Genomic DNA, 19374 nt, shown 5'->3' on the forward strand with positions numbered 1-19374 from the left:
AGTTGCCGCGGCAGACGTCTCGGGACCTGCGCAACGAGAGCCGGTTCGAGGTGCTGCACGCGCTGTTCGCCCTGGGGCCGTCGACCCGGCAGGAGATCGCCCGGCACACCGGGCTGAGCACGGCGACGGTCGCCACGCTGGTCACCCAGTTCCTGTCCGAGGGCGTGCTGCGGATCGCGACGGTCGAGCAGAACACGGTGGGCCGCCCGTACGAGCGGCTCACCATCGACCCCGACCGCGGGCGGATCCTCGGCATCGACGTCGCCGAGACGTACGTCGACGCGACCGTGTACGACGTACTGCTGCAGCCGCTCGGGCAGAGCCAGGTCCCGCTCGACGAGCACCAGAACGGGCAGGCGTACGTCGTCGACGGCATCGTCCGCGCGATCGACGCGGCGGTTGCGAACGGCGGCATCCGGCGGGACCAGATCATCGGCGCCGGGGTGAGCATGCCCGGGCAGGTCCGCCCGGACGCCGGCGTCTCGGTGTTCGCGCCGAACTGGGACTGGCACGACGTCACCATCGAGGCGCTGCTCGCGGAACGACTCGGGCTGCCGGTGTACGTCGACAACCCGCTGAAGGCGGTCGCGCTGTCGGAGCTGTGGTTCGGCGTCGGGCGGACCGCGAAGAGCATGGCCGTGGTCAACCTGGGGACCGGGGTCGGCGCGGGGATCGTGATCGACCGGGCGCTACTGCGCGGCGAGGCGAACAACGCCGGTGAGTGGGGGCACACCCTGCTCCAGCTGGACGGGCGAGCCTGCCGGTGCGGCCGGCGAGGGTGCGTCGAGGCTTACCTGGGGGTGTGTGGGTTGCAGGCCACGCTGGCCGAGATCGCGCCGGATCACGCGGCGCTGCGGGAGGCGCAGCAGCGCGGATTCGTGGACGCGGTCGCGGACGGGCTGGCGCGGAACGACGAGGCGCTGGTGGAGCTCGCCCGGCGTACGTCGCACTACCTCGCTGCGTCGCTGGGTGACCTGGTGAACCTGCTGAACATCTCGCACATCACGCTCACCGGCTGGACCACCTCCGCCCTGAGCGCCTGGCTGATCCCCGCGGTCCGCCTGGAACTCCCGGACCACGTCCTACCGGGTTCCCTCCCCGATCTGACCGTCGAGGCCTCCCAAGTCCCCGGCAACCCCGTCGCCCTGGGCATGGCCGCCTTCACGTTGGAACAGTTCCTTCGCACCCTTGGCCTGGCCAGCAAGGCAAGCCTGCCCACCACCGGCCGCCGCCTGCGCGCGTAGGTCTTACAAACGCGAGCGGACGTGAAGACCGACCTCGGGGTCCACCAGGAGTTCTTGGGTGGCGGTGACAGTGGGCTGGTCCTCGGCGACGATCTGCAGCTCGGCCTCGGGGTCCACGTTGCGCTTGACCAGGGCGAGAGCGATCGGGCCCAGCTCGTGGTGACGGGCCGCCGAGCCGATCGAGCCGACCCGCTTCTCGCCGGCGCGGACGGCGTACCCGTGGGCCGGTAGGTGATCGACCGACCCGTCCAGGTGCAGCAGCGCCAGCCGCCGCGGCGGCCGCCCGAGGTTGTGGACCCGCGCGACAGTCTCCTGCCCGCGGTAACACCCCTTGTTCAGATGGACGCCGACCCCGAGCCACCCGAGCTCGTTCGGAATCGCCCGCTCGTCCGTGTCCAACCCGAACCGCGGCTGCCCGGCGGCGATCCGCAACGCCTCGTACGCCCAAACCCCCGCCGCCGGCCCCTCGAGCCCAGCCAGCTCCGCCCGCGGCAAGAACACCTCATGCCCACCGAGCGAATCCTCGCCACTCCGACTGAGGTGCTTCTCGTCCGCAGTCCCGGGCCGCCAGATGATCGCGTACTCATCGCTCACATCCGCAATCTCGACGCGCGACATGAACACCATCTTCTGCAGCCACTCCACCAACGCCTCGGCGGCACCCGGCTCGGTGTGCAGCCAGAACGTCTCCCCGTCGTCCACGCCGTACATCACATGCTCGACATGGCCCGTCGGCGACAGCAGCAACGCCGTCGTGGACGTCCCCGGCTTGAGCCCCTCGAAGTACTGCGTGGTCAGCGCGTGCAGCCAGGTCAACCGATCCGGCCCGGTGATCGTGACGACGTCACGGTGCGAGAGGTCCACGAACGCCGTACCCGCGACCAGCGCCCGTTGCTCGCGCAGATCCGAGCCGTAGTGCGCGGCGACACCGGCATCGAGTCCGTCCGCCTCGACGGCGCCGGGGCGGTCCAGCAGGGGGCTGCGGTTGCGTGACATGTCACCAGAGTACGTCCTTCGGCGTACACCGAAGGACTCCCGCCGTGGGATGTGGACAGACCCCCTCTACGTCCAGTGTGGAGACAACACACCATCGAGGGGAGCAAGGGCGATGAGCGACAGGCGATTCCGGTTCGGCGTGGTCGGCAGCCCGCGGACCGGTGCAGAGTGGACGACGACCGTACGCCGGGCCGCCGAGCTCGGGTACACGACCGTACTGATGCCGGACGGCCTGCAACTGCCGTCGCCGTTCCCGTCGCTGGCGATGGCCGCCGCGGTCGCGGACATCCGGGTCGGTACGTTCGTCGTCGCGGCCCCGTTGCGTACGCCGCGGGCGGCCGCGTGGGAGGCGCACACGCTGACCGTACTCACGGACGGCAGGTTCGAGTTCGGCATCGGTACCGGGCGCCCCGACGCGGAGCAGCAGACCGCGGACATCGGCCTGCCGTGGGGTTCGGCGAAGGAACGCCGCGACCAGGTACGCCGGACCCTCGACACGCTGCGGGAACTCGACGGTGACCGCCGTACGCCGATCATGCTGGCCGCGGGTGGACCGCGGGCGCTCGCACTGGCCGCCGCCCGCGCCGACATCGTCTCGCTGGCGAAGGACGCGATGACACCGCGCGCCGAGGTCGCCCAGCTGGTCAAGGACCTGCGCGAACTGGCCGGAGCGCGGGCGGACGACATCGAACTGGCGATGAACCTGTTCGCGGCCGGCACCCGCGAGCTGCCGCCGTGGACGAAACGCGCGGCCGGGGTGGACCCCGAGGTGCTCGAGGCCGGCGATTCGTTGATGCTGCTCCGCGGTACGCCGCAGGAGATGGCGGACGAACTGCAGCGCCGGCGGGACGAGTTCGGGGCGTCGTACATCACGGTCAACTCGACGTACCTCGAGGACCTCGCACCGGTCGTCGAGCTGCTGCACGGGACATAGCGGACGCCCAGGCCATCACAATGTGCGCCCGCGCGGAGTTCCCCGCCTGGAGCGGCGCCGGGGCGGCGATTGTGATGGCCTGGCGGTCCGCACGCAGCACTGCCCGCCGGGCTGTGGCTCCGGCGGGCAGTGCTTGAGGGGTGGGACAGATGGTCTACGCGTGGGCTTCCGCAACAGCAGGCGGGGCCGCCTCGCCGTGGGTGTCACCGGCGGCGAACGCGACCTCGTCGAACGGGTCGTTGCCGGCGAACACCCGCTTGGCCTGCTCCTTGTCGAACTCGCCGACCCAGTGGCCGACCAGCACGGTCGCGACCGCGTTCCCGGCGAAGTTCGTCAGCGCCCGCGCCTCGGACATGAACCGGTCGATGCCGACGATCAGACCGACCCCGTCGACCAGCTCCGGCCGGTGCGACTGCAACCCGCCGGCCAGCGTCGCCAGTCCCGCACCGGTCACACCGGCGGCGCCCTTCGAGGCCACGATCATGAACAGCAGCAGCGAGATCTGCTGCCCGATCGAGAACGGTGTGTTCATCGCCTCGGCAATGAACAGCGACGCCATCGTCAGGTAGATCGCGGTCCCGTCGAGGTTGAACGAGTACCCGGTCGGCACGGTGATGCCGACGACCGAGCGGTCCACGCCGAGATGCTCCATCTTGCCGATCAGCCGCGGCAGCGCGGTCTCCGACGACGAACTCGACACGATCAGCAGGAACTCCCGGCCGAGGTACCGCAGCAACTGGAAGATCGAGACACCGGTGACCGCTCGAAGAATCGCGCCCAGGACGACGATCACGAACAGCGCGCAGGTGATGTAGAACGCCACCATGATCTTCAGCAGGCTGACCAGTGCGGTCGAACCGGCCGCTCCGACGACGCCCGCCATGGCGCCGAATGCCCCGATCGGTGCGGTCCACATGATCATCGACAGGATCTTGAAGACCAGTCGCTGGATGTGACCGATACCGATCAGGATCGGCTGGCCCTTCGAGCCCATCGCCTGCAGCGCGAAGCCGACGAGCAGGGCGACCAGCACGGTCTGCAGGACCTGGCCCTCGGTCAGCGACGACAACAGCGACTTCGGAATGATCCCGAGGATGAAGTCGGTCGTCGTGGTGTGCGCGCCGGCAGCCTGCTTCTGGCCGGACTCGCGCAGCTTGTCGGTCAGGTTCAGCCCGGATCCGGGCTGGACGATGTTGCCGACCACCAGGCCGATGGCGAGTGCGACCGTCGACATCACCAGGAAGTAGACGAGCGCCAGGCCACCGACCTTGCCAACGCTGGCGGCCTTTCGCACCGAACCGATGCCGAGCACCAGCGTGCAGAAGATGATCGGGCTGATCAGCATCTTGATCAGGGCGACGAAGCCGGTCCCGAGGGACTTCAGTTCGACGCCGAAGTCGGGGAACAGCAGGCCGACACCGATGCCGAGCAGGACGGCGACGATGACGGCGATGTAGAGAAAATGGGTCCGGTCGTTGCGGACCGGCGTCGGGCGGGGTTCGGTCGGGCTCGACATGGTGGGACTCCTGTATCGGCCGGCGGGAGGGGTGTTGTCGGGTAACTGTGACGTGACGCACAGGAGAAGCGCGCATTTCGTTCATATCGTTCGCGGTGCACACTGTTCGCCATGAAGCACAGGCCGTGGGAGTTGCGTCGCCAGGTCTTCTGGCTGCAGACCGTCACGGTCACAGTACTCATTGCGATGTCCTGGATCGTGATGGTGAGCCGTTCCCGCGCCCAGGCCCTGCGGGACGCGGCGGTGAGCGGTCTCCCCGCGCCGGGCTGGTGGGAGCTGCTCCGGGTCGACCTGCGGTCGATGCTCGGGATCGCCAGCCTGATGCTCGGGATCGCGATCGCCGGCAACGCGCTCGTCACCTGGCGGGTACGCCGGGCCACCCGGGGCGTGGGGACGCAGTCGCTCGCGCGGATGCTCGACTTCTACGAGGGCGTGCTGCACGCCGCCCGCGAGGGGCTGATCCTGCTCGACACCGACGGCCGGGTCCAGCTCGCGAACGACGAGGCGCTGACGTTGCTCGGGCTCCGCACCGTCGTACCCGGCACGCCGTTGGAGGACCTGCACCTCGGCGCCGCACTGGCGGAACTCCTCGCGACCGGGCGGACGGCGTACGACGAGCTGCACCTCGGCGCGCGGGGCGTCGTGGTCGTGAACCAGCAGCCGTCCGGACGCGGACGGATCGTCACACTGCGGGACCACACCCAGTTGCAGCGGCTGCTCGGCGAACTGGACGCCGTACGGAGTTTGGCGGAATCGCTGCAGGCACAGAATCATGAGGCGTCGAACCGGCTGCACACCGTGGTCAGCCTGATCGAGATCGGCAAGCCGGAACGGGCCCGGGAGTTCGCGGTGTCGGAGTTGCAGTTCGCGCAGGCGATGACGGACCGCGTGGTCGGTACGGTCGGGGACCCGGTGCTCGCATCGTTGCTGTTGGCAAAGTTGTCGCAGGCGCAGGAGCGCGGCGTCGTACTCACCCTCGACCTCGGCCACGAGGCGCTGAACACCCGGCTGCCCGCGCAGGACGTGGTGACCGTGGTCGGAAACCTGCTGGACAACGCGATCGAGGCCGCGCGCGGCGGTCCGGCGCCGCGGAAGGTCGAGTTCCGGGCGGCGACGACCGCGGACGCGGTGGACCTGATCGTGACGAACACCGGCGCCGAGCTGGGGTCGGTGGAGCTGGCGCACATGTTCGAGCGCGGCTGGACGACGAAGGCCGAGCCGGGACACGGGCTCGGGCTCGTCCTGGTGCGCAGTACGGTCGAGCGGTGGCAGGGTTCGCTCATGGTCGATCCTGATTCCGAGCTGGACGAAGTACCCGCGTTGACCGTGCGGGTACGGCTGCCGCGGGCGGTGAGCGCGAGTGCCTGACCTACGCGTACTGGTCGTCGAGGACGACCCGGTCGCGGCGGAAGCCCATCGCACGTACGTCGACCGCCTGCCCGGCTTCACGTGCGTCGGCGTCGCCGGTACGGCGGGGCGCGCGCTGCAGGTGCTTGCCCGCGGGGGCCTCGACCTGGTGCTGCTGGACATGAACCTTCCGGACGGGCACGGGCTGGACATCGTCCGGCGAATGCGCGCCCTCGGCAACCAGACCGATGTGGTCGCGGTGACGTCCGCGCGGGAGGTCGCGGCGGTCCAGGCGGCAGCCCGGATCGGGGTTGTGCAGTACGTGCTGAAGCCGTTCGCGTTCGAGACCCTGCGGGACCGGTTGACGGCGTACGCACGCCAACGGCGGGCCGCCGCACTCGGTCAGGTCGTCGCGGACCAGGACGAGGTGGACCGGTTGTTGCACCCGGCAACCGTCTCGTCGGTGCCGAAAGGCCTGGCCGGCGGGGTGCTGGACCGCGTCGTACAACTGCTGGCCGACCGGGAAGGGTGGACCGCGGAGGAGGTGGCGACGTCGCTCGGTACGTCGCGGATCACCGCGCGGCGCTACCTCGAACACCTCGCCGACCAGGGCCAAGCCCTCCGAACCCAACGCTACGACGGCCGAAGCGGCCGCCCGAAGGTCGAGTACTCCTGGGTAGCAGAAAGCTAACCGACAAGACCAACTGCCGCGCGCGGCTGGGGTGCCTGTGCAGGACCAACCGCAGCACGCGGCTGGGGTGCCGGCGGAGGGCCAGGTGCCGCGCGAAGGTCAGGGGTGCGTGCGCCGCGTCGGCTGCCGCGCGGGTCAGGTGCCGGGCGGCTCAAGTTCCGCGCGCGGGGTCGCGAGAGAGAGGTGGTTATTGGTGTTGGTGCTGGCCCGCTGTCGTGCGTGGGTCAGCTGCGGACGAGGGTGGCCCAGAGGTGGGGCTGGAGCGCCTGACCTTCGGCCGCCATGTCGTACGCCCAGAGCAGCTCGCCGTTCACCAGACCGTACAGCCGGTGCCCGGCGGTGACCTCCTTGGCGGAGGTGGTGCGCGCCACCACGTCCGTCTGCAGCTCGATCTTGGCGCCGTCGATGTCGCCGTACCAGATCTCCGCGATCCCCGTCGGATGCGCCAGGATCACCTCGAGCTTGTTGTCCGGCTGCGGCCGCCAGAACCCGGTCTCCACCGCGAGCGGACGCTCCTTGGTCCCGTCCTCGCCGACCACGAACGTCTGGCTGACGTAATGCAGATACGGCTTCCCGTTGTGCGTGAAGTCGATCTGCTGCCCGAACTCGAACTTCTCGATCGTCGGATAGTCCCCGTGCCCGCGCCCTTCCCACCGCCCGACCAACCACGCCAGCGGCATCAGATCGGGATGCAGATCCTGCGGAATCTCAAACGCCATGGGACCCACTCAGCCCGCGTTACGGCCGCGATACAGCCGATAGACGACAAACGCCGAGAACCAGCCCATGAACACACAGACCAGAATCAGCAACGTGGTGAACACAACATGCAACACCCCCGCAGTCTAAAGCACCCCCCCACCCCACCCCCATTCCCCCACCACGTGACATCCCGCACGCCCCCACCTCAAGCACCAAGCCCCACGGCACAACCTCAAGCGTCATGTCCCACGCCACACCTCCCGCGCCCCACACCCCCACGCCCTGTCCCCGATACCCGTCCCCGACGCACGTCCCGCACGCACGTCCCGCATGCCCCGTCCCGCATGCCCCGTCCCGCATGCACGTCCGCATGCACCGTCCCGCATGTGCGCCCCCGGATGTACGGCCCTAGGTGCGAGATTCCCACCGCCCGACGCTCCCGGAGTACGGGCTCCCCTGATGCGGGTTCTGTCGCAGGCCCCGCGGTGCGGCACCCGTGGTGCGGTTTGTGGCATAGACCCCCGCGCGGCATCCCGGACGCGTACTCCCGCAGACACGGCCTCCCACCGCGCAGCACCCCGTCGTACGACAGCCCGGCATATGGCCCCCCGTGGTGCGCGTTCCGTCGCAGGCCCCCGCGATGCGCCACCCGTGGTCCGGTCCGTGGCGCAGACCCCCGCGGCATCCCGGACACACAATCCCGCAGACACGGCCCCGCACCGCGCAGCACCTCGTCGTACGGCCCCCCGTGGTGCGCATTCCGTCGCAGGCCTCGCGGTACGCCGCCCGCGGTGCAGTTCGTGGCGCAGGCCCCCGCGCGACATCCCGGACGCACACTCCCGCAGACACGACCTCCCACCGCGCAGCACCCCGGCCTACGGCCTCCCGTGCCGCGGTGTCCGTGGCTCGGGTTTCCGTGGTGGGCGGCGTCGGTGGGTGCATGTTTTGTACCGGCATGGCCAAGGTGCACCCGCAGTGCGGCGTCCCACGCTCGGGCCTCGAGGCGTGGCCTCCCCGGTGGTGGGGGTAGCCCCCGTCGTGCGGCATCCGGGTGCTGGCTCCCGCAGGTGCGGGCTCCCACCGCAGCACCCGTCGTACGGGTCTCGTCACCCGGCCCGTGGTGCGGCATCTCAGGTGCGGGCTCCCGCCGACGCGGGGCTCTCACAGCTGCACCCCCGTCGTACGGGTTCCGTGGCCGGCCATGGTACGGCGTCCGGGTGCGGGCTCCCGCCGACGCGGGCTCCCACCGCGACCCCCGGGTCGTACAGGACCCCGACGCACGGCCCCGTGGTACGGCGTCCGGGTGCAGGCTCCCGCAGATGCAGGCTTCCACCGCGACGCCCCCGTCGTACGGGACCCCGTGCGGGAACCGGGGTGTGGGACAGCCCCGTTCGCGCAGGGTCCTGTGGTACCGGGTCCCGCGGTGCCGGGTCCGTGCGCAGGCTCCCGCAGATGCGAGCTCCCACCGCGAAACCCCGTGGTACAGGATCCCGTGGCCGGCCCTGTCGTGCGGTGTCGCGGTTGCAAACTTCCGTAGACGGGGCTGCTACGGCGGCGCTCCCGCCGTATGGGTCCTGTGGTGCAAGGTCATGTCGTGCAGGCTCCGTGGCACCGCATCCCGGGTACGGGGTCCCCTGGTGCGGGTCCCGTGGTGCGGGTCCCGTGGTGCGGGTCTCGTGGTGCGAGGGCCGTGGCGTGAGTCCGGTGGTTTAGATCCTGTGGCGCCTGGGTCTTCTGGTGCGGGTCCTGTGGTGTGGAGAGGTGGTGCCGGGGTTCGGCTACGGTGGCGGGATGTCTCGTTCGTTGGTGGTCAAGTTGACTGCGGGGGCGGAGGAAGCGGAGCGGGCCAATCAGGCGTTTACCGTGGCCGCCTCCGCCGTGGCCGCTGGGGCGACGGTTTCGCTTTGGCTCACCGGCGAAGCAGTGTGGTTCGCCGTGCCTGGCCGTGCCGATTCCTTCGAACTCCCTCACGCGGCCCCGCTCGCCGATCTCCTCAGCGTGGTCCTCGAAGGCGGTCAGCTCACCGTCTGTACCCAGTGCGCCAAACGGCGCAACCTCACCGAAGCAGACGTCCTCCCCGGCACCCGTATCTCCGGCGCCCCCACCTTCACCGAAGAGATCCTCACCGAAAACACCCAAGCAATCGTCTATTGACGAGGTAGTGCGCTGGGGGCACAACAGTTCGTCGAGTCGCGGGATTCGGCGGGCGACACGCCGTGGCCGGCGACCTCGATCCACGACTCGCGGCCGCGCATTCCAGCCAAATGCCACGACTCGGCGATCGGACTCGCGTGTGGTTCGCTGGGTTCGCGGGACGCCTCGATCTGCTGTCCAGCCGGCACCGGTCGGTGAGCCTCTCGGCGGCGGCAGGTACTCGCGCATGGCATACGAGCGCCCACATGTGTCAGAGCCGGTCGACCGCTGAGATTGTCCGTTCGCCCTGGCGTGCAGCAGGCGAGCGGACGATTGAGAGATGGAGCATGCGAATGGGCCCGAGGTGGGCAGTCGCGTCGAGCCCCTAGGGGCGGACTTCCACGCGCTCGGGTTGAGTTACTGAAGCACAGGCCACCGTCTCGCCGGTCCGGCGCGTCTGTTCCCGATCAGGCCGGCCGGGCTGGCATCGCGCGACAGCCAGTCGCAGCATCCTCAGCGAACGGTGTTGCTGCTGACGCCCTCAGCCCGCACAGGCCAGCACCGCAGACAGGTGGTTGGCGTCTGCGGTGCTGGACGTGCTGGGCGGGTGCTGGGGGTGGTGGGTGGGCAGGTGTTGGGGGTCGCGGTGGGGGTTAGCGGCTGCGGCCGCCGTCGTCGCCTCGGCCTCGGTCGCCTCGGTCGGTGGTGCGGTCGCGGGCTTGCTGGCCGGCGGTGCCGGGGCGGTCGTTGGAGGTTACGCCGGCGTCGGCGCTGGTTGCTCCGGATGCGTGGGCGTGGCCCTTTGAGGTTTTGTCGGCCAGGTGGGCGACCTCTTGGGGGGAGATGTTCCGGCCGGGTGAGTGTTCCTCGCGGGTGCCGTCTAGGAGGGCGTCCTCGGCGTGGCCGTCGGGCTGGCGGCGTTGGGGGCCTTGCTGGTTGCCTTGGCCCTGGCCCTGAGAGGCACCTCCTTGGCCGGGTGCCTCTGCTTCGGCCTCGACGGCGCTTTGCGTGGCGGACGCGGCCTGCTGCATGTTCGGGCCGCTCCGGCCGGGCTGCTGGGGCTGTTGGCCGTCGGCGCCCTGCTGGGGTTGCTGGCCCTCTGGGCCTTGCTGCTGTTGGCCTTCGGTGCCCTGCTCGGGTGCTTGGGACTGCTGCGTGGGCTGCGCTGTCTGTACGTCGGCCTGCTGGGCGTCTACCTGAGGAGCCTGGTCGGATGTGGGCTGCGGGTCCTGGCCGAAGTCTGCCTCGTCTTGGGCCAGGTTGGTGTCGCGAGCGGTGCCGGTCGCCTGCGGGTCGGTGCCTTGCTGGGCTACGTCGGGGTTGTCCTGGCCGAGGTCGTTGTCGACCGCGGTGTCGGTGACGTAGGGGTTTGTGCCGTCCTGGCTGACGTCCGGGGCGTCCTGGTCGGCCGAGGTGTCGGTGGCCTGCGGGTCGGTGCCGTCGCGGTCCAGGCTGTTGTCCGCCGCGGTATCGGTGACGTACGGGTTCGCGCCGTCCTGGGTGAGGTCCTGGTCGGCGGAGGTGTCTGTGACGTACGGGTCGGTGGTGGATTCCGGGCCGTTGGTGTCCAGGTCGGTGTTGAGGTCCGCGTTCTGGTCCTGGGCGTCCGCGGCGGGGGTGTCCAGTTGCGGGTTGTCCGTCACGTACGGGTTCGACTGGTTGTTGGGGTCGAGGGACGGGTCGTTCGCGTCGAGGGCGGGGGCGTTGGCCCGGTCGGTCGTGTCCAGGGCCGGGTCGTTGCCGTCCACCCCGGGCTCGTTGCCGTCGACACCCGGTGGGTTGCCGTCGACGGCGGGTTCGTTCGCGTCGACCGCCGGGGCGTTGGTATCGACAGCCGGGGCAGCGTTGGCGTCGACCGCGGGGGCGTTGGCCGGGTTGTTGGTGTCCAGGGACGGGTCGTTCGCGTCGAGGGACGGGTTGTCGGCGCGGGCGTTCGACGGGTCGTTCGGGTCGAGGGCCGGGTCATTCGCGTCGAGGGCGGGAGCGTTGGCCGGGTCGTTGGTGTCGAGGGACGGGTTGCGGTCGGGGTCGGTGGCGTCGGCCGCGGCGGCGTTCGCCTGGTCGTTCGTGTCCAGAGCGGGGTCGCGGTTGGGGTCGGTGGTGTTGGGGGCGGTGTCCAGGTCGCTGTCGGGGGCGGCCTGTTGCTGGTCGTCCGCCTTGTCGGACTGGTCGCGCTCGTCCTGGTTCTCCTGGAGGTCGCGCAGTTCCTCGGCGGCGACGGCTGCGCCGGCGGCTGTTCCCGCGGCGGCGGCCGGGTCGACACCGCGGCGGGACTCGTCCTCGGTCGTGCGGTCCTGCTCCTCGCGCCGGTCCCGCTCGGCCCTCTCACGGTCCGCCTCGGCGCGCTGCTCTTCGCGGCGCTCGACGGCGTCGTCGACACCGTTGCCGTCGCGGTCGTTGGCGTTGTCGTTCTGCTGGTCGATGCGTTCGTCGCGGTCGACGTTGTCGTCGACATGGTTCCGGTCGCGGTCGGTCCGGTCCTCGACCCGGTCGTCGATGCCGTCGCGGTCGCGGTCGTTATTGAGGTCCTGGTCCAGGTCTCGCTGCAACGTGTCGATCCGCTGCTGTTGCTCCTGACGCTGGGCGTTCAGGTCGCTGATCCGGCGCTCGTTGTCGTTGACGGACGCCTGCAGCGACGACACCTCGGCGGCGCGGGCGCGCTGCTGCTGGTCGACGCTCTGCATCGCACGGTCGACCCGAGGGTCGAACCGCTGTGCGTTGCGGATCTGCTCGATGCCCGAGCGCTGCCGCTGCGATCGGTTCAGCCTGGACCAGAGGTTCTGCGACAGGCGGCGGCCGGAGCTGGCGATACGCCTCAGGTCCGCTCCGGCCTGCCGGAGCGCTCCGAGGATCTCGTCGAGGTGCTCGTCACCGGTGTGCGTCATCGACATGGTTACGACACCTCACTGGCATAGACGGAGTATGCGAAGCCGGCCGCGTCTTCGTCGGGGCCGGGCTGGGATGCGTACAGGTGGAACTCGGCGCCCGGTCGGAGCCAGACGGCCAGGTGCCGGCGGCGGCCGCGCCACTCCGGCGGGATGCGCACGTCGTCGCCGGGGCCGACATACACGGGCGGTCCCCAGAAGTGCCGGGCCAGTTGGAGCTGGGCGGGCCAGTGCAGGTCGAGGCTCTCCTCGGCGAGTGGGACCTCGGACGGGCCGATCTCGTACGCCGACCAGCCGCTGCGAGGGCTCTCCGGCAGCACGGCGTCGGGAAGCACGAGCATGACGGTCTCGCGCTGGGTGACCAGGCCCCAGGTGAAGCGGTCGGGATCGATGTCGCCCGGCGCCCACGGGCGCCAGCCGGTGGCAGCGGTGACGCGGTCGACCATCGCGCGGATCGCCTCCGCACCGGTGGCCGGTGGACCCCAGATCGATCGCCAGTCGCCGACCTCGGCCAGGTCCGCCATCGCGCGTTCGTCGTCGTCGGACGACCGCTCCTGCGTCTTCACGCCGCCACACTCCCTTCGTCAAGTTGACCCAGAGTATGCCCCGATCGGTACCACCGAGAGCCGCCGATCGCAGACCTGTGGACAACTGGTTCCGGGTACGCCGTTCGCGAGCAGTAACCGTCGTACGCCGTTCATCCGTCTCCGGCTGGGTTGTAGTGGAACCATGAAGCTCCCAGCACCACCGACGTTCTCGTCGCCGCTGCACCATCCGCGGGTGGCGACCGTCATCGGCCGCTGGCTCGGGACGACCGTGGTGGTCTGTTTTCTCACCGGTCTCTACAGCCACTTCCTCCAGGACACCCCGAGTTGGCTCCCGGTCCCGAGCCGCCCGGCGAACCTGTACCGCGTCACCCAGGGCGTCCACGTGATCAGCGGCACCGTCGCCGTACCGCTGCTGCTCGCCAAACTCTGGACCGTCTACCCGAAGCTCTTCGCGAAGCCGGACCTCAACCTGGCGAAGCTGATCGAGCGGCTGTCGATCCTCGTGCTCGTCTCCTCAATGGCGCTCGAACTCTTCATCGGGTTCGTGAACACGCTGCAGTGGTACCCGTGGCCGTTCCCGTTCCGCCAGACGCACTACGCGCTCGCGTGGATCATCGTCGGCGCGCTGCTCGTCCATCTGGCGGTCAAGCTCCCGCTGATCCGCGCCAACTGGCGGCGTACGCCGGAACGCCGGCCCGAGTCGCTCCCCGCCGAGACCACCGGGCTCACCCGCCGCGGGTTGTTCCGCACCGTCGCGGGCGCGGCCACGCTGGTCGGGATCACCACGGCCGGCCAGTCCGCGACGCCGCTCGGCTCGGTCGCCGTACTCGCACCGAGGAAGCCGAACATCGGCCCGCAAGGGCTGCCGGTGAACCGTACGGCGGAAGCGGCCGGGGTGACCGGGATCGGGGCGGACTGGCGCTTCACGGTCGTGGGACCGCGGCAACTGTCGTACAGCCTCGACGAGCTGCGGAACCTGACGCAGAGCCGGTCCGCACTGCCGATCGCCTGCGTCGAAGGGTGGAGCCAGGGCGCGAGGTGGGAAGGGGTCCGGGTGCGGGATCTGCTGGAGCTCTGCGGAGCGCCGGCCAGGTCGCGGGTCCGGGTTGTGTCGATGGAGAAGGGCGGGTTCTATGGGACGAGCGAGTTGCCGGAGGAGTTCGCGGCGGATCCGTTGACGTTGCTGGCGTTGCGGCTGAACGGTGTTGAGCTTGCCTTGGACCACGGGTTCCCGGCGCGGATCATCGCGCCTAATCGGCCGGGGGTTTTGCAGACGAAGTGGGTTCATCGGCTGGAGGTTGTCGCATGAAGGTGCGAATCGGTCTGGTGGCCGTCGGCGTTCTGATGGCCCTGTGGGGTGGTTGGGAGCTGCTGCAGAGCGTGGACGTGCGGGGGTTGGTGCGGTTGCCGTTGTGGCTGGGTGGGGCGGTAGTGGTGGATGACTTCGTGCTCGCTCCACTGACGGTTGTCGTCGGGTGGTTGGTGGTGCGGTGGTCGCACAGGCCAGGGGCGCATCGGACGGTCGGGGTGGTGCGGACGACCTTGTTGTACGTCGGGATCACCAGCCTGATTGCCCTGCCGCTCATCGTCAGGCAGGGCACCGGGGCGAACCCGACCGTTCTTCCCCGCGACTACCTCCGCGACTGGCTATTGCTGGAGGCAACGATCGTGGTGGTCGGCGCGGTCGCCTACTTCACGTTCAGCAGGGTGCGGGCCTCGTCGGGAGACATCGGCGGACGCTGAGCCAGGGTCGCCAGCGCCGCGGCGCGTTCGACCAGTTCGGCGTTGTGCGTGACCGGTACGCCCTTCGCGAGCGTGAGCGTGTCCTCCATGCCGACGCGGAGGTTGCCGCCCTTCGACAGGGCGGCCAGCGCGACCGTCAACGACGTACGGCCGATGCCCGTGGCGGACCAGGACGTGACGGCGTCGGGCAGGGCGTTGACCGCGGCGACGAGGGCGTCCGCCGTACCGGGCATGCCGCCCGGCACGCCCATCACCAGGTCGCAGTGCACGCGTCCGCCGTACGGCAGGCCGTACTTGTCCAGCAGCCGGTGCAGCGCGGCGACATGGCCGAGGTCGAACAGCTCGAACTCCGGGACGACCTCGCGCTCCTGCGTCAGCTGGAAGAGCTGGGTGACGAACGGCCACGGGTTCATGAACACGTCGTCGCCGAAGTTGACCGTTCCCATCGTCAGCGAGCAGGAGTCCGGCGCGGCGTCCAGCACGCGCAGCCGGTGCTCGTACGGATCGGCGACGGCGCCGCCGGTCGACAGCTGCACGACCAGCGCGGTGTTCTGCCGGATCGCGGCGACCGTCTCGGTCAGCAGGCCCAGATCGAGGGTCGGCCGGCCGGCGCTGTCGCGGATGTGGATGTGGATCATCGCGGCGCCCGCGGCCTCGCAGCGCTTCGCCGTCCCGACCAGCTCGTCGAGCGTGGTCGGCAACGCCGGGCAGTCCGCCTTCGCGGTCTCGGCACCGGTGGGGGCAACAGTGATCAGAGTCGACGCCATGGACGAATCCTGCCAGATCGGGTCTCGAAACGGATATTTGCCGGTCAATGGGTCCTGTGACCGGATGATCTCCTGCACGAGACAATACAGCCATGAGAGCCGTGGTACAGCGAGTCAGTCAGGCGTCGGTCAGCGTGGACGGCGAGACGGTCGGGGCGATCGACGGGCCCGGACTGGTGATCCTGCTCGGGGTCACGCACGACGACACCGTCGAGAAGGCGGCGGCGCTGGCCGCGAAGATCTGGACGCTGCGCATCCTCGAGGGCGAACGTTCGGCCGCCGACGAGCAGGCGCCGATCCTCGCCATCAGCCAGTTCACTCTGTACGCCGACACCCGCAAGGGCCGGCGCCCGTCCTGGAGCGCGGCCGCTCCGGGGCCGGTGTCCGAGCCGCTGTACGACGCCTTCTGCGCCGCACTGCGGGACCTGGGGGCCAAGGTCGAGCGCGGGATCTTCGGCGCCGACATGAAGGTTGCCCTGACCAACGACGGGCCGGTCACCCTGATTCTGGACGTATAAACGGAACCGGCCCCCGGATCCGTGCGGGATCCGGGGGCCGGTGCTCTGGGTCGGTGAGGTTCGACTCAGCCGTGTTTCAGAGGGTGTCTGCCGTGATCAGCTGACGACGCCGGCGGCCGAGTGGCCGACGACAACCTTGGTGTTCAGGCTGTAGACGTCGATGACCAGCGCGTTCACCGCGATGTAGCGCTTCTGCCGCAGGACCTGGTTGAAGGTCAGGCGGGCGATACCCGGGATGTCCAGGGTCTTGTTCTCGCCGGTCGGAACCGCGTAGGTCTTGTTGCCGACCTTGATCGAGGCGATCGTCGAGGACGAGCTCACGCCGGCCTTGTTGTCCTTGGTCTTCCACGCGGAGGCCGAGGACTCGATGGCGCCGATGGACAGGTTGCCAACCTTCACGCCCGCGACGTGCGAGGTGAAGTTGATGTACGACTTGTCCGCACCGATGGCGCCGTTCTTGGTGGTGTAGACACCGCCGACGTAGGCGACCTTCGGGATGTTCAGCTCGCCGACCGCGACCCGGACCGTCTTGCCCTCAGTGCCCTGGCAGGTGGTCTGGAGCGAGGTGGCGTCGGAGACGACCAGCTTGTCGGCCGTGGCCTTGGTGCCGTACGCGTCGCCGATCACCAGCGCGGTGGCCGGCTTCGAGATCTCCGCACGGGTCTTCAGCACCGCGACGTCGACGCCCTGCGGGATGAACTGGTTCTTCACCGTCGCGTGCAGCACGACAGCCTGCGCGTACGAGTAGATGCCGGACGCGGTCTTCACGCCGCCGACACGGTTCAGCACGATGTAACCGAGGCCCGGAACGGCGACCTTGGTGTTCGGGCCGGGGTTCAGCAGCGACGGCACCGAGATCGCGCCGATCTTCACGCCCGCGAAGGTGGTGCTGCCGGTGTAGGACAGCTGGCCCTTCGAGTACTTCGACGTGGTGGTGGTCTTCACGCCGGTCAGCGTGAGCAGGTTGCCGACCTTGACGTCGGCGGCGGTCGCGGTGCTCACGACGCCGGTACCGCTGGCGTTGTTGAACCCGTGCGTGTCGGTCTTGACCGTGCGCGCGATGGCCTGCCCGTTCACGTTCGCCGCGGCGATGTCGTTCTTGTCAGCCTTGTTGGCGTCCGTGGTGCAACCGAACTTGCTGATCACCTGCGGGCCACTGTTCGCCAGCCCGGATTCGACATCGGTCCCGTACGAGTAACCGCTGTAGCCGAAGACCGGCGAGGCGGACGCGGAACCAGACGTCAGCGCAATCGTAGAAGCCACGCCGACAACCGCGGCAGCACCGACGGCAGCGAGCTTCTTGTATCCGATGCGGGGTCGCATTGACCCCTCCTCCCTGAGTGATGACGTGACCCGAACTGCGGGTCAGGACACAGACACAACTCAGCCGATTGCGTTAGGTGACGAGCCGACCCCGCTCCGAGATCAAACCGTTACATTGCCGCCCGAATTCGCGGGTGACCCCGTAACCCGGATGCGATGCCGGTGAAATCCCTGCCCGGCAAGGAGTTCCGGGCATGCCGAAGGGCCCGGACGCGCAAGGTCCGGGCCCTTCGGTGCTTACTTCAGGGTGGGCCACCGTCTGGTGGGGGTGGCACCTTGTGTAACGAGCAACTGCTCAGACAGTGACGGCCACTTCCGCGACCTCGCCGTACTGGGCCACGACCTGACGGTCGACCGGCTGCGCCTTCGGTGCCAGCGTGCGCAGCGTCCAGCTGCCCGGCGCCGCGAAGAACCGGAAGTGCCCGGTGGCCGAGGTCGGGACCTCGGCGGTGAACTCACCCGTGCTGTCCAGCAGCCGTACGTACGCGCCGCCGACCGGCTCCTCGCCGCGCAGCACCTGGCCCTGGATCACGGCCTCCTTGTCGACGTCGACGCCCTTGAGGTCGAGGCCGCCCTGCTTCGCTCCGCACATGTGTCAGGCCTTTCCGGGTTCGTCGCCGAGGGCAACGGGTACGCCGACCAGCGAGCCCCACTCGGTCCAGGAGCCGTCGTAGTTCTTCACGTTCTGCTGGCCGAGGATCTCGTGCAGCACGAACCAGGTGTGCGCCGAGCGCTCGCCGATCCGGCAGTACGCGATGGTGTCCTTGCCGAAGTCCACGCCGGCGTCGGCGTACAGGGTCTTCAGCTCGTCGTCGGCGCGGAAGGTGCCGTCGTCGTTGGCCGCCTTGCTCCACGGGATGTTCGCCGCGGTCGGGATGTGGCCCGCGCGCTGCGCCTGCTCCTGCGGGAGGTGCGCCGGGGCGAGCAGCCGGCCGGCGTACTCGTCGGGGCTGCGGACGTCGACCAGGTTCTTCACGCCGATGGCCTCGCCGACCTCGTCGCGGAACGCCCGGATGCTCAGGTCCGGCTCCTTCGCCGCGTACTGGGTGGCCTCGCGCTTGACGACCTCGTCGGTCAGCTCGCGGCTGTCCAGCTCCCAGCGCTTGCGGCCGCCGTCGAGCAGCCGGACGTCGCCGTGTCCGTAGAGCTTGAAGTACCAGTACGCGTACGCCGCGAACCAGTTGTTGTTGCCGCCGTACAGCACCACGGTGTCGTCGTTCTTCACGCCACGCTCGGACAGCAGCGCGCTGAACTGCTCCTGGTTGACGAAGTCGCGGCGGACCGCGTCCTGCAGGTCGTCCTTCCAGTCCAGCTTGATCGCGCCGGCGATGTGGCCGGCGTCGTACGCCGAGACGTCTTCGTCGACCTCGATCAGGACAACGCCGTCGTCGTTCTTGTGCTCCTCGACCCAGTCGGCCGAGACGAGCGCGGATTCCCTGCTCATGTGGTGCTGCCTCTCAGTTGGTAGCGGTGGATGGCGTACGAATGCGGTGGATCAGCAGATAGGCCTCGCAGCCGAGGCAGAGCCCGACGGCCGCGTTCACGAACGCGGCGACCAGGGCGAATCCGGTGGCGACCACTCCCAGCACCGTGGCGCCGGTCAGGTACCCGACCAGGCCGACGACCGCGAAGACCAGGCCGACCAGCTGGGCGAACCGCGGCGGGGCCGCGTCCTCCAGCTCCTTCGGCTTGCCCAGCCGGGGCCGGACCAGCCGCTTGAACAGCCAGCCGTACGGCGATGCCTGGACGCCGAACGCGACCGAGACCGCGAACACGACGGCCTGGACCGCCAGCGGCCAGGGGTTGTTCAGGATCAGCGTCAGCGCCAGGACCACCGTGGTGATCGCGGCCGCGAACCGGAGACCGCGTGGATCGACCTGCTGTGCCGCCTGTTGTTCGGACATGACGACTCCCGGTGAAGGAGGATGTCGAGCCGGAACCCGCCCGAGTGTGCGGGAGACGACGTACGCGGAACCGTGCTCAGCGACCGGTTCCGCAGCGCTCGGGACGCCGCCTGGTCAGCGGCG

The 19374-nt window shown here is 69.6% G+C and carries 18 protein-coding genes; 8 read left to right on the forward strand and 10 right to left on the reverse strand.

Annotated features, from left to right (window positions below):
* Positions 1-2: 2 nt before the first annotated feature.
* The gene (locus ACQHIV_RS25560; RefSeq protein ID WP_427885813.1) at positions 3-1244 is read left to right on the forward strand and encodes an ROK family protein; all 1242 of its coding nucleotides are present in this window, start codon (positions 3-5) and stop codon (positions 1242-1244) included.
* A 3-nt stretch (positions 1245-1247) separates the two neighbouring features.
* Here the strand turns inward: ACQHIV_RS25560 and ACQHIV_RS25565 are convergent, their stop codons facing one another.
* On the reverse strand, positions 1248-2240 hold the full coding sequence (locus ACQHIV_RS25565; RefSeq protein WP_427885815.1) for a YgfZ/GcvT domain-containing protein: 993 nt from the start codon (positions 2238-2240) through the stop codon (positions 1248-1250).
* 112 nt (positions 2241-2352) lie between these two features.
* Here ACQHIV_RS25565 and ACQHIV_RS25570 point away from each other — a divergent pair, with 112 nt between their 5' ends.
* Positions 2353-3174: an LLM class flavin-dependent oxidoreductase gene (locus tag ACQHIV_RS25570; RefSeq protein ID WP_427885817.1), complete on the forward strand. Its 822-nt coding sequence runs from the start codon at positions 2353-2355 to the stop codon at positions 3172-3174.
* Between the two features lie 154 nt (positions 3175-3328).
* Here ACQHIV_RS25570 and ACQHIV_RS25575 read toward each other — a convergent pair whose 3' ends face one another.
* A complete protein-coding gene (locus ACQHIV_RS25575) occupies positions 3329-4690 on the reverse strand; it encodes a cation:dicarboxylate symporter family transporter (RefSeq protein WP_427885819.1) in 1362 nt (453 codons plus the stop codon).
* A 111-nt stretch (positions 4691-4801) separates the two neighbouring features.
* Between ACQHIV_RS25575 and ACQHIV_RS25580 the strand changes: the two genes are divergently transcribed.
* Complete coding sequence (locus ACQHIV_RS25580) at positions 4802-6058, forward strand: sensor histidine kinase (protein ID WP_427885821.1); 1257 nt, start codon at positions 4802-4804, stop codon at positions 6056-6058.
* Positions 6051-6728 carry a response regulator gene (locus ACQHIV_RS25585; RefSeq protein WP_427885823.1) on the forward strand — a complete coding sequence of 226 codons (678 nt, stop codon included), beginning with the start codon at positions 6051-6053 and terminating at the stop codon, positions 6726-6728. The genes ACQHIV_RS25580 and ACQHIV_RS25585 overlap by 8 nt, the downstream gene beginning before the upstream one ends.
* A gap of 224 nt (positions 6729-6952) precedes the next feature.
* Here ACQHIV_RS25585 and ACQHIV_RS25590 read toward each other — a convergent pair whose 3' ends face one another.
* Positions 6953-7447: an FABP family protein gene (locus ACQHIV_RS25590; RefSeq protein ID WP_427885824.1), complete on the reverse strand. Its 495-nt coding sequence runs from the start codon at positions 7445-7447 to the stop codon at positions 6953-6955.
* A 1774-nt stretch (positions 7448-9221) separates the two neighbouring features.
* Here ACQHIV_RS25590 and ACQHIV_RS25595 point away from each other — a divergent pair.
* The gene (locus ACQHIV_RS25595; RefSeq protein ID WP_427885825.1) at positions 9222-9584 is read left to right on the forward strand and encodes a DsrE family protein; all 363 of its coding nucleotides are present in this window, start codon (positions 9222-9224) and stop codon (positions 9582-9584) included.
* A 632-nt stretch (positions 9585-10216) separates the two neighbouring features.
* Here ACQHIV_RS25595 and ACQHIV_RS25600 read toward each other — a convergent pair.
* Positions 10217-12454, reverse strand: a complete 2238-nt coding sequence (locus ACQHIV_RS25600) for a hypothetical protein (RefSeq protein ID WP_427885827.1) — start codon at positions 12452-12454, stop codon at positions 10217-10219.
* Between the two features lie 2 nt (positions 12455-12456).
* The gene (locus ACQHIV_RS25605) at positions 12457-13014 is read right to left on the reverse strand and encodes a hypothetical protein (RefSeq protein ID WP_427885828.1); all 558 of its coding nucleotides are present in this window, start codon (positions 13012-13014) and stop codon (positions 12457-12459) included.
* 163 nt (positions 13015-13177) lie between these two features.
* Between ACQHIV_RS25605 and ACQHIV_RS25610 the strand changes: the two genes are divergently transcribed.
* Both ACQHIV_RS25610 and ACQHIV_RS25615 read left to right on the forward strand, forming a co-directional pair.
* A complete protein-coding gene (locus tag ACQHIV_RS25610; protein ID WP_427885829.1) occupies positions 13178-14305 on the forward strand; it encodes a molybdopterin-dependent oxidoreductase in 1128 nt (375 codons plus the stop codon).
* A complete protein-coding gene (locus tag ACQHIV_RS25615; protein ID WP_427885831.1) occupies positions 14302-14739 on the forward strand; it encodes a hypothetical protein in 438 nt (145 codons plus the stop codon). The genes ACQHIV_RS25610 and ACQHIV_RS25615 overlap by 4 nt, the downstream gene beginning before the upstream one ends.
* Here the strand turns inward: ACQHIV_RS25615 and ACQHIV_RS25620 are convergent.
* On the reverse strand, positions 14685-15506 hold the full coding sequence (locus ACQHIV_RS25620; protein WP_427885832.1) for a 3-keto-5-aminohexanoate cleavage protein: 822 nt from the start codon (positions 15504-15506) through the stop codon (positions 14685-14687). The two genes, ACQHIV_RS25615 and ACQHIV_RS25620, sit on opposite strands and share 55 nt — an antisense overlap.
* Before the next feature lie 92 nt (positions 15507-15598).
* On the opposite strand from ACQHIV_RS25620, the gene dtd reads away from it, so the two are divergent.
* A complete protein-coding gene (gene dtd / locus ACQHIV_RS25625) occupies positions 15599-16024 on the forward strand; it encodes a D-aminoacyl-tRNA deacylase (protein WP_427885834.1) in 426 nt (141 codons plus the stop codon).
* 96 nt (positions 16025-16120) lie between these two features.
* Here the strand turns inward: dtd and ACQHIV_RS25630 are convergent, their stop codons facing one another.
* The 4 genes from ACQHIV_RS25630 to ACQHIV_RS25645 form a co-directional block, all read right to left on the reverse strand.
* Entirely contained in the window at positions 16121-17347 is a 1227-nt protein-coding gene (locus tag ACQHIV_RS25630; RefSeq protein WP_427885836.1) for a choice-of-anchor P family protein, read from the reverse strand.
* Positions 17348-17642: 295 nt separating this feature from the next.
* Entirely contained in the window at positions 17643-17939 is a 297-nt protein-coding gene (locus tag ACQHIV_RS25635) for a DUF1416 domain-containing protein (RefSeq protein ID WP_209697529.1), read from the reverse strand.
* Between the two features lie 3 nt (positions 17940-17942).
* On the reverse strand, positions 17943-18791 hold the full coding sequence (locus ACQHIV_RS25640; RefSeq protein ID WP_427885838.1) for a sulfurtransferase: 849 nt from the start codon (positions 18789-18791) through the stop codon (positions 17943-17945).
* A 13-nt stretch (positions 18792-18804) separates the two neighbouring features.
* Positions 18805-19251: a DUF4395 domain-containing protein gene (locus ACQHIV_RS25645; RefSeq protein ID WP_427885839.1), complete on the reverse strand. Its 447-nt coding sequence runs from the start codon at positions 19249-19251 to the stop codon at positions 18805-18807.
* Positions 19252-19374 lie beyond the last annotated feature (123 nt).

Source organism: Kribbella polygonati (assembly GCF_050320105.1).
Taxonomy (GTDB): Bacteria; Actinomycetota; Actinomycetes; order Propionibacteriales; family Kribbellaceae; genus Kribbella.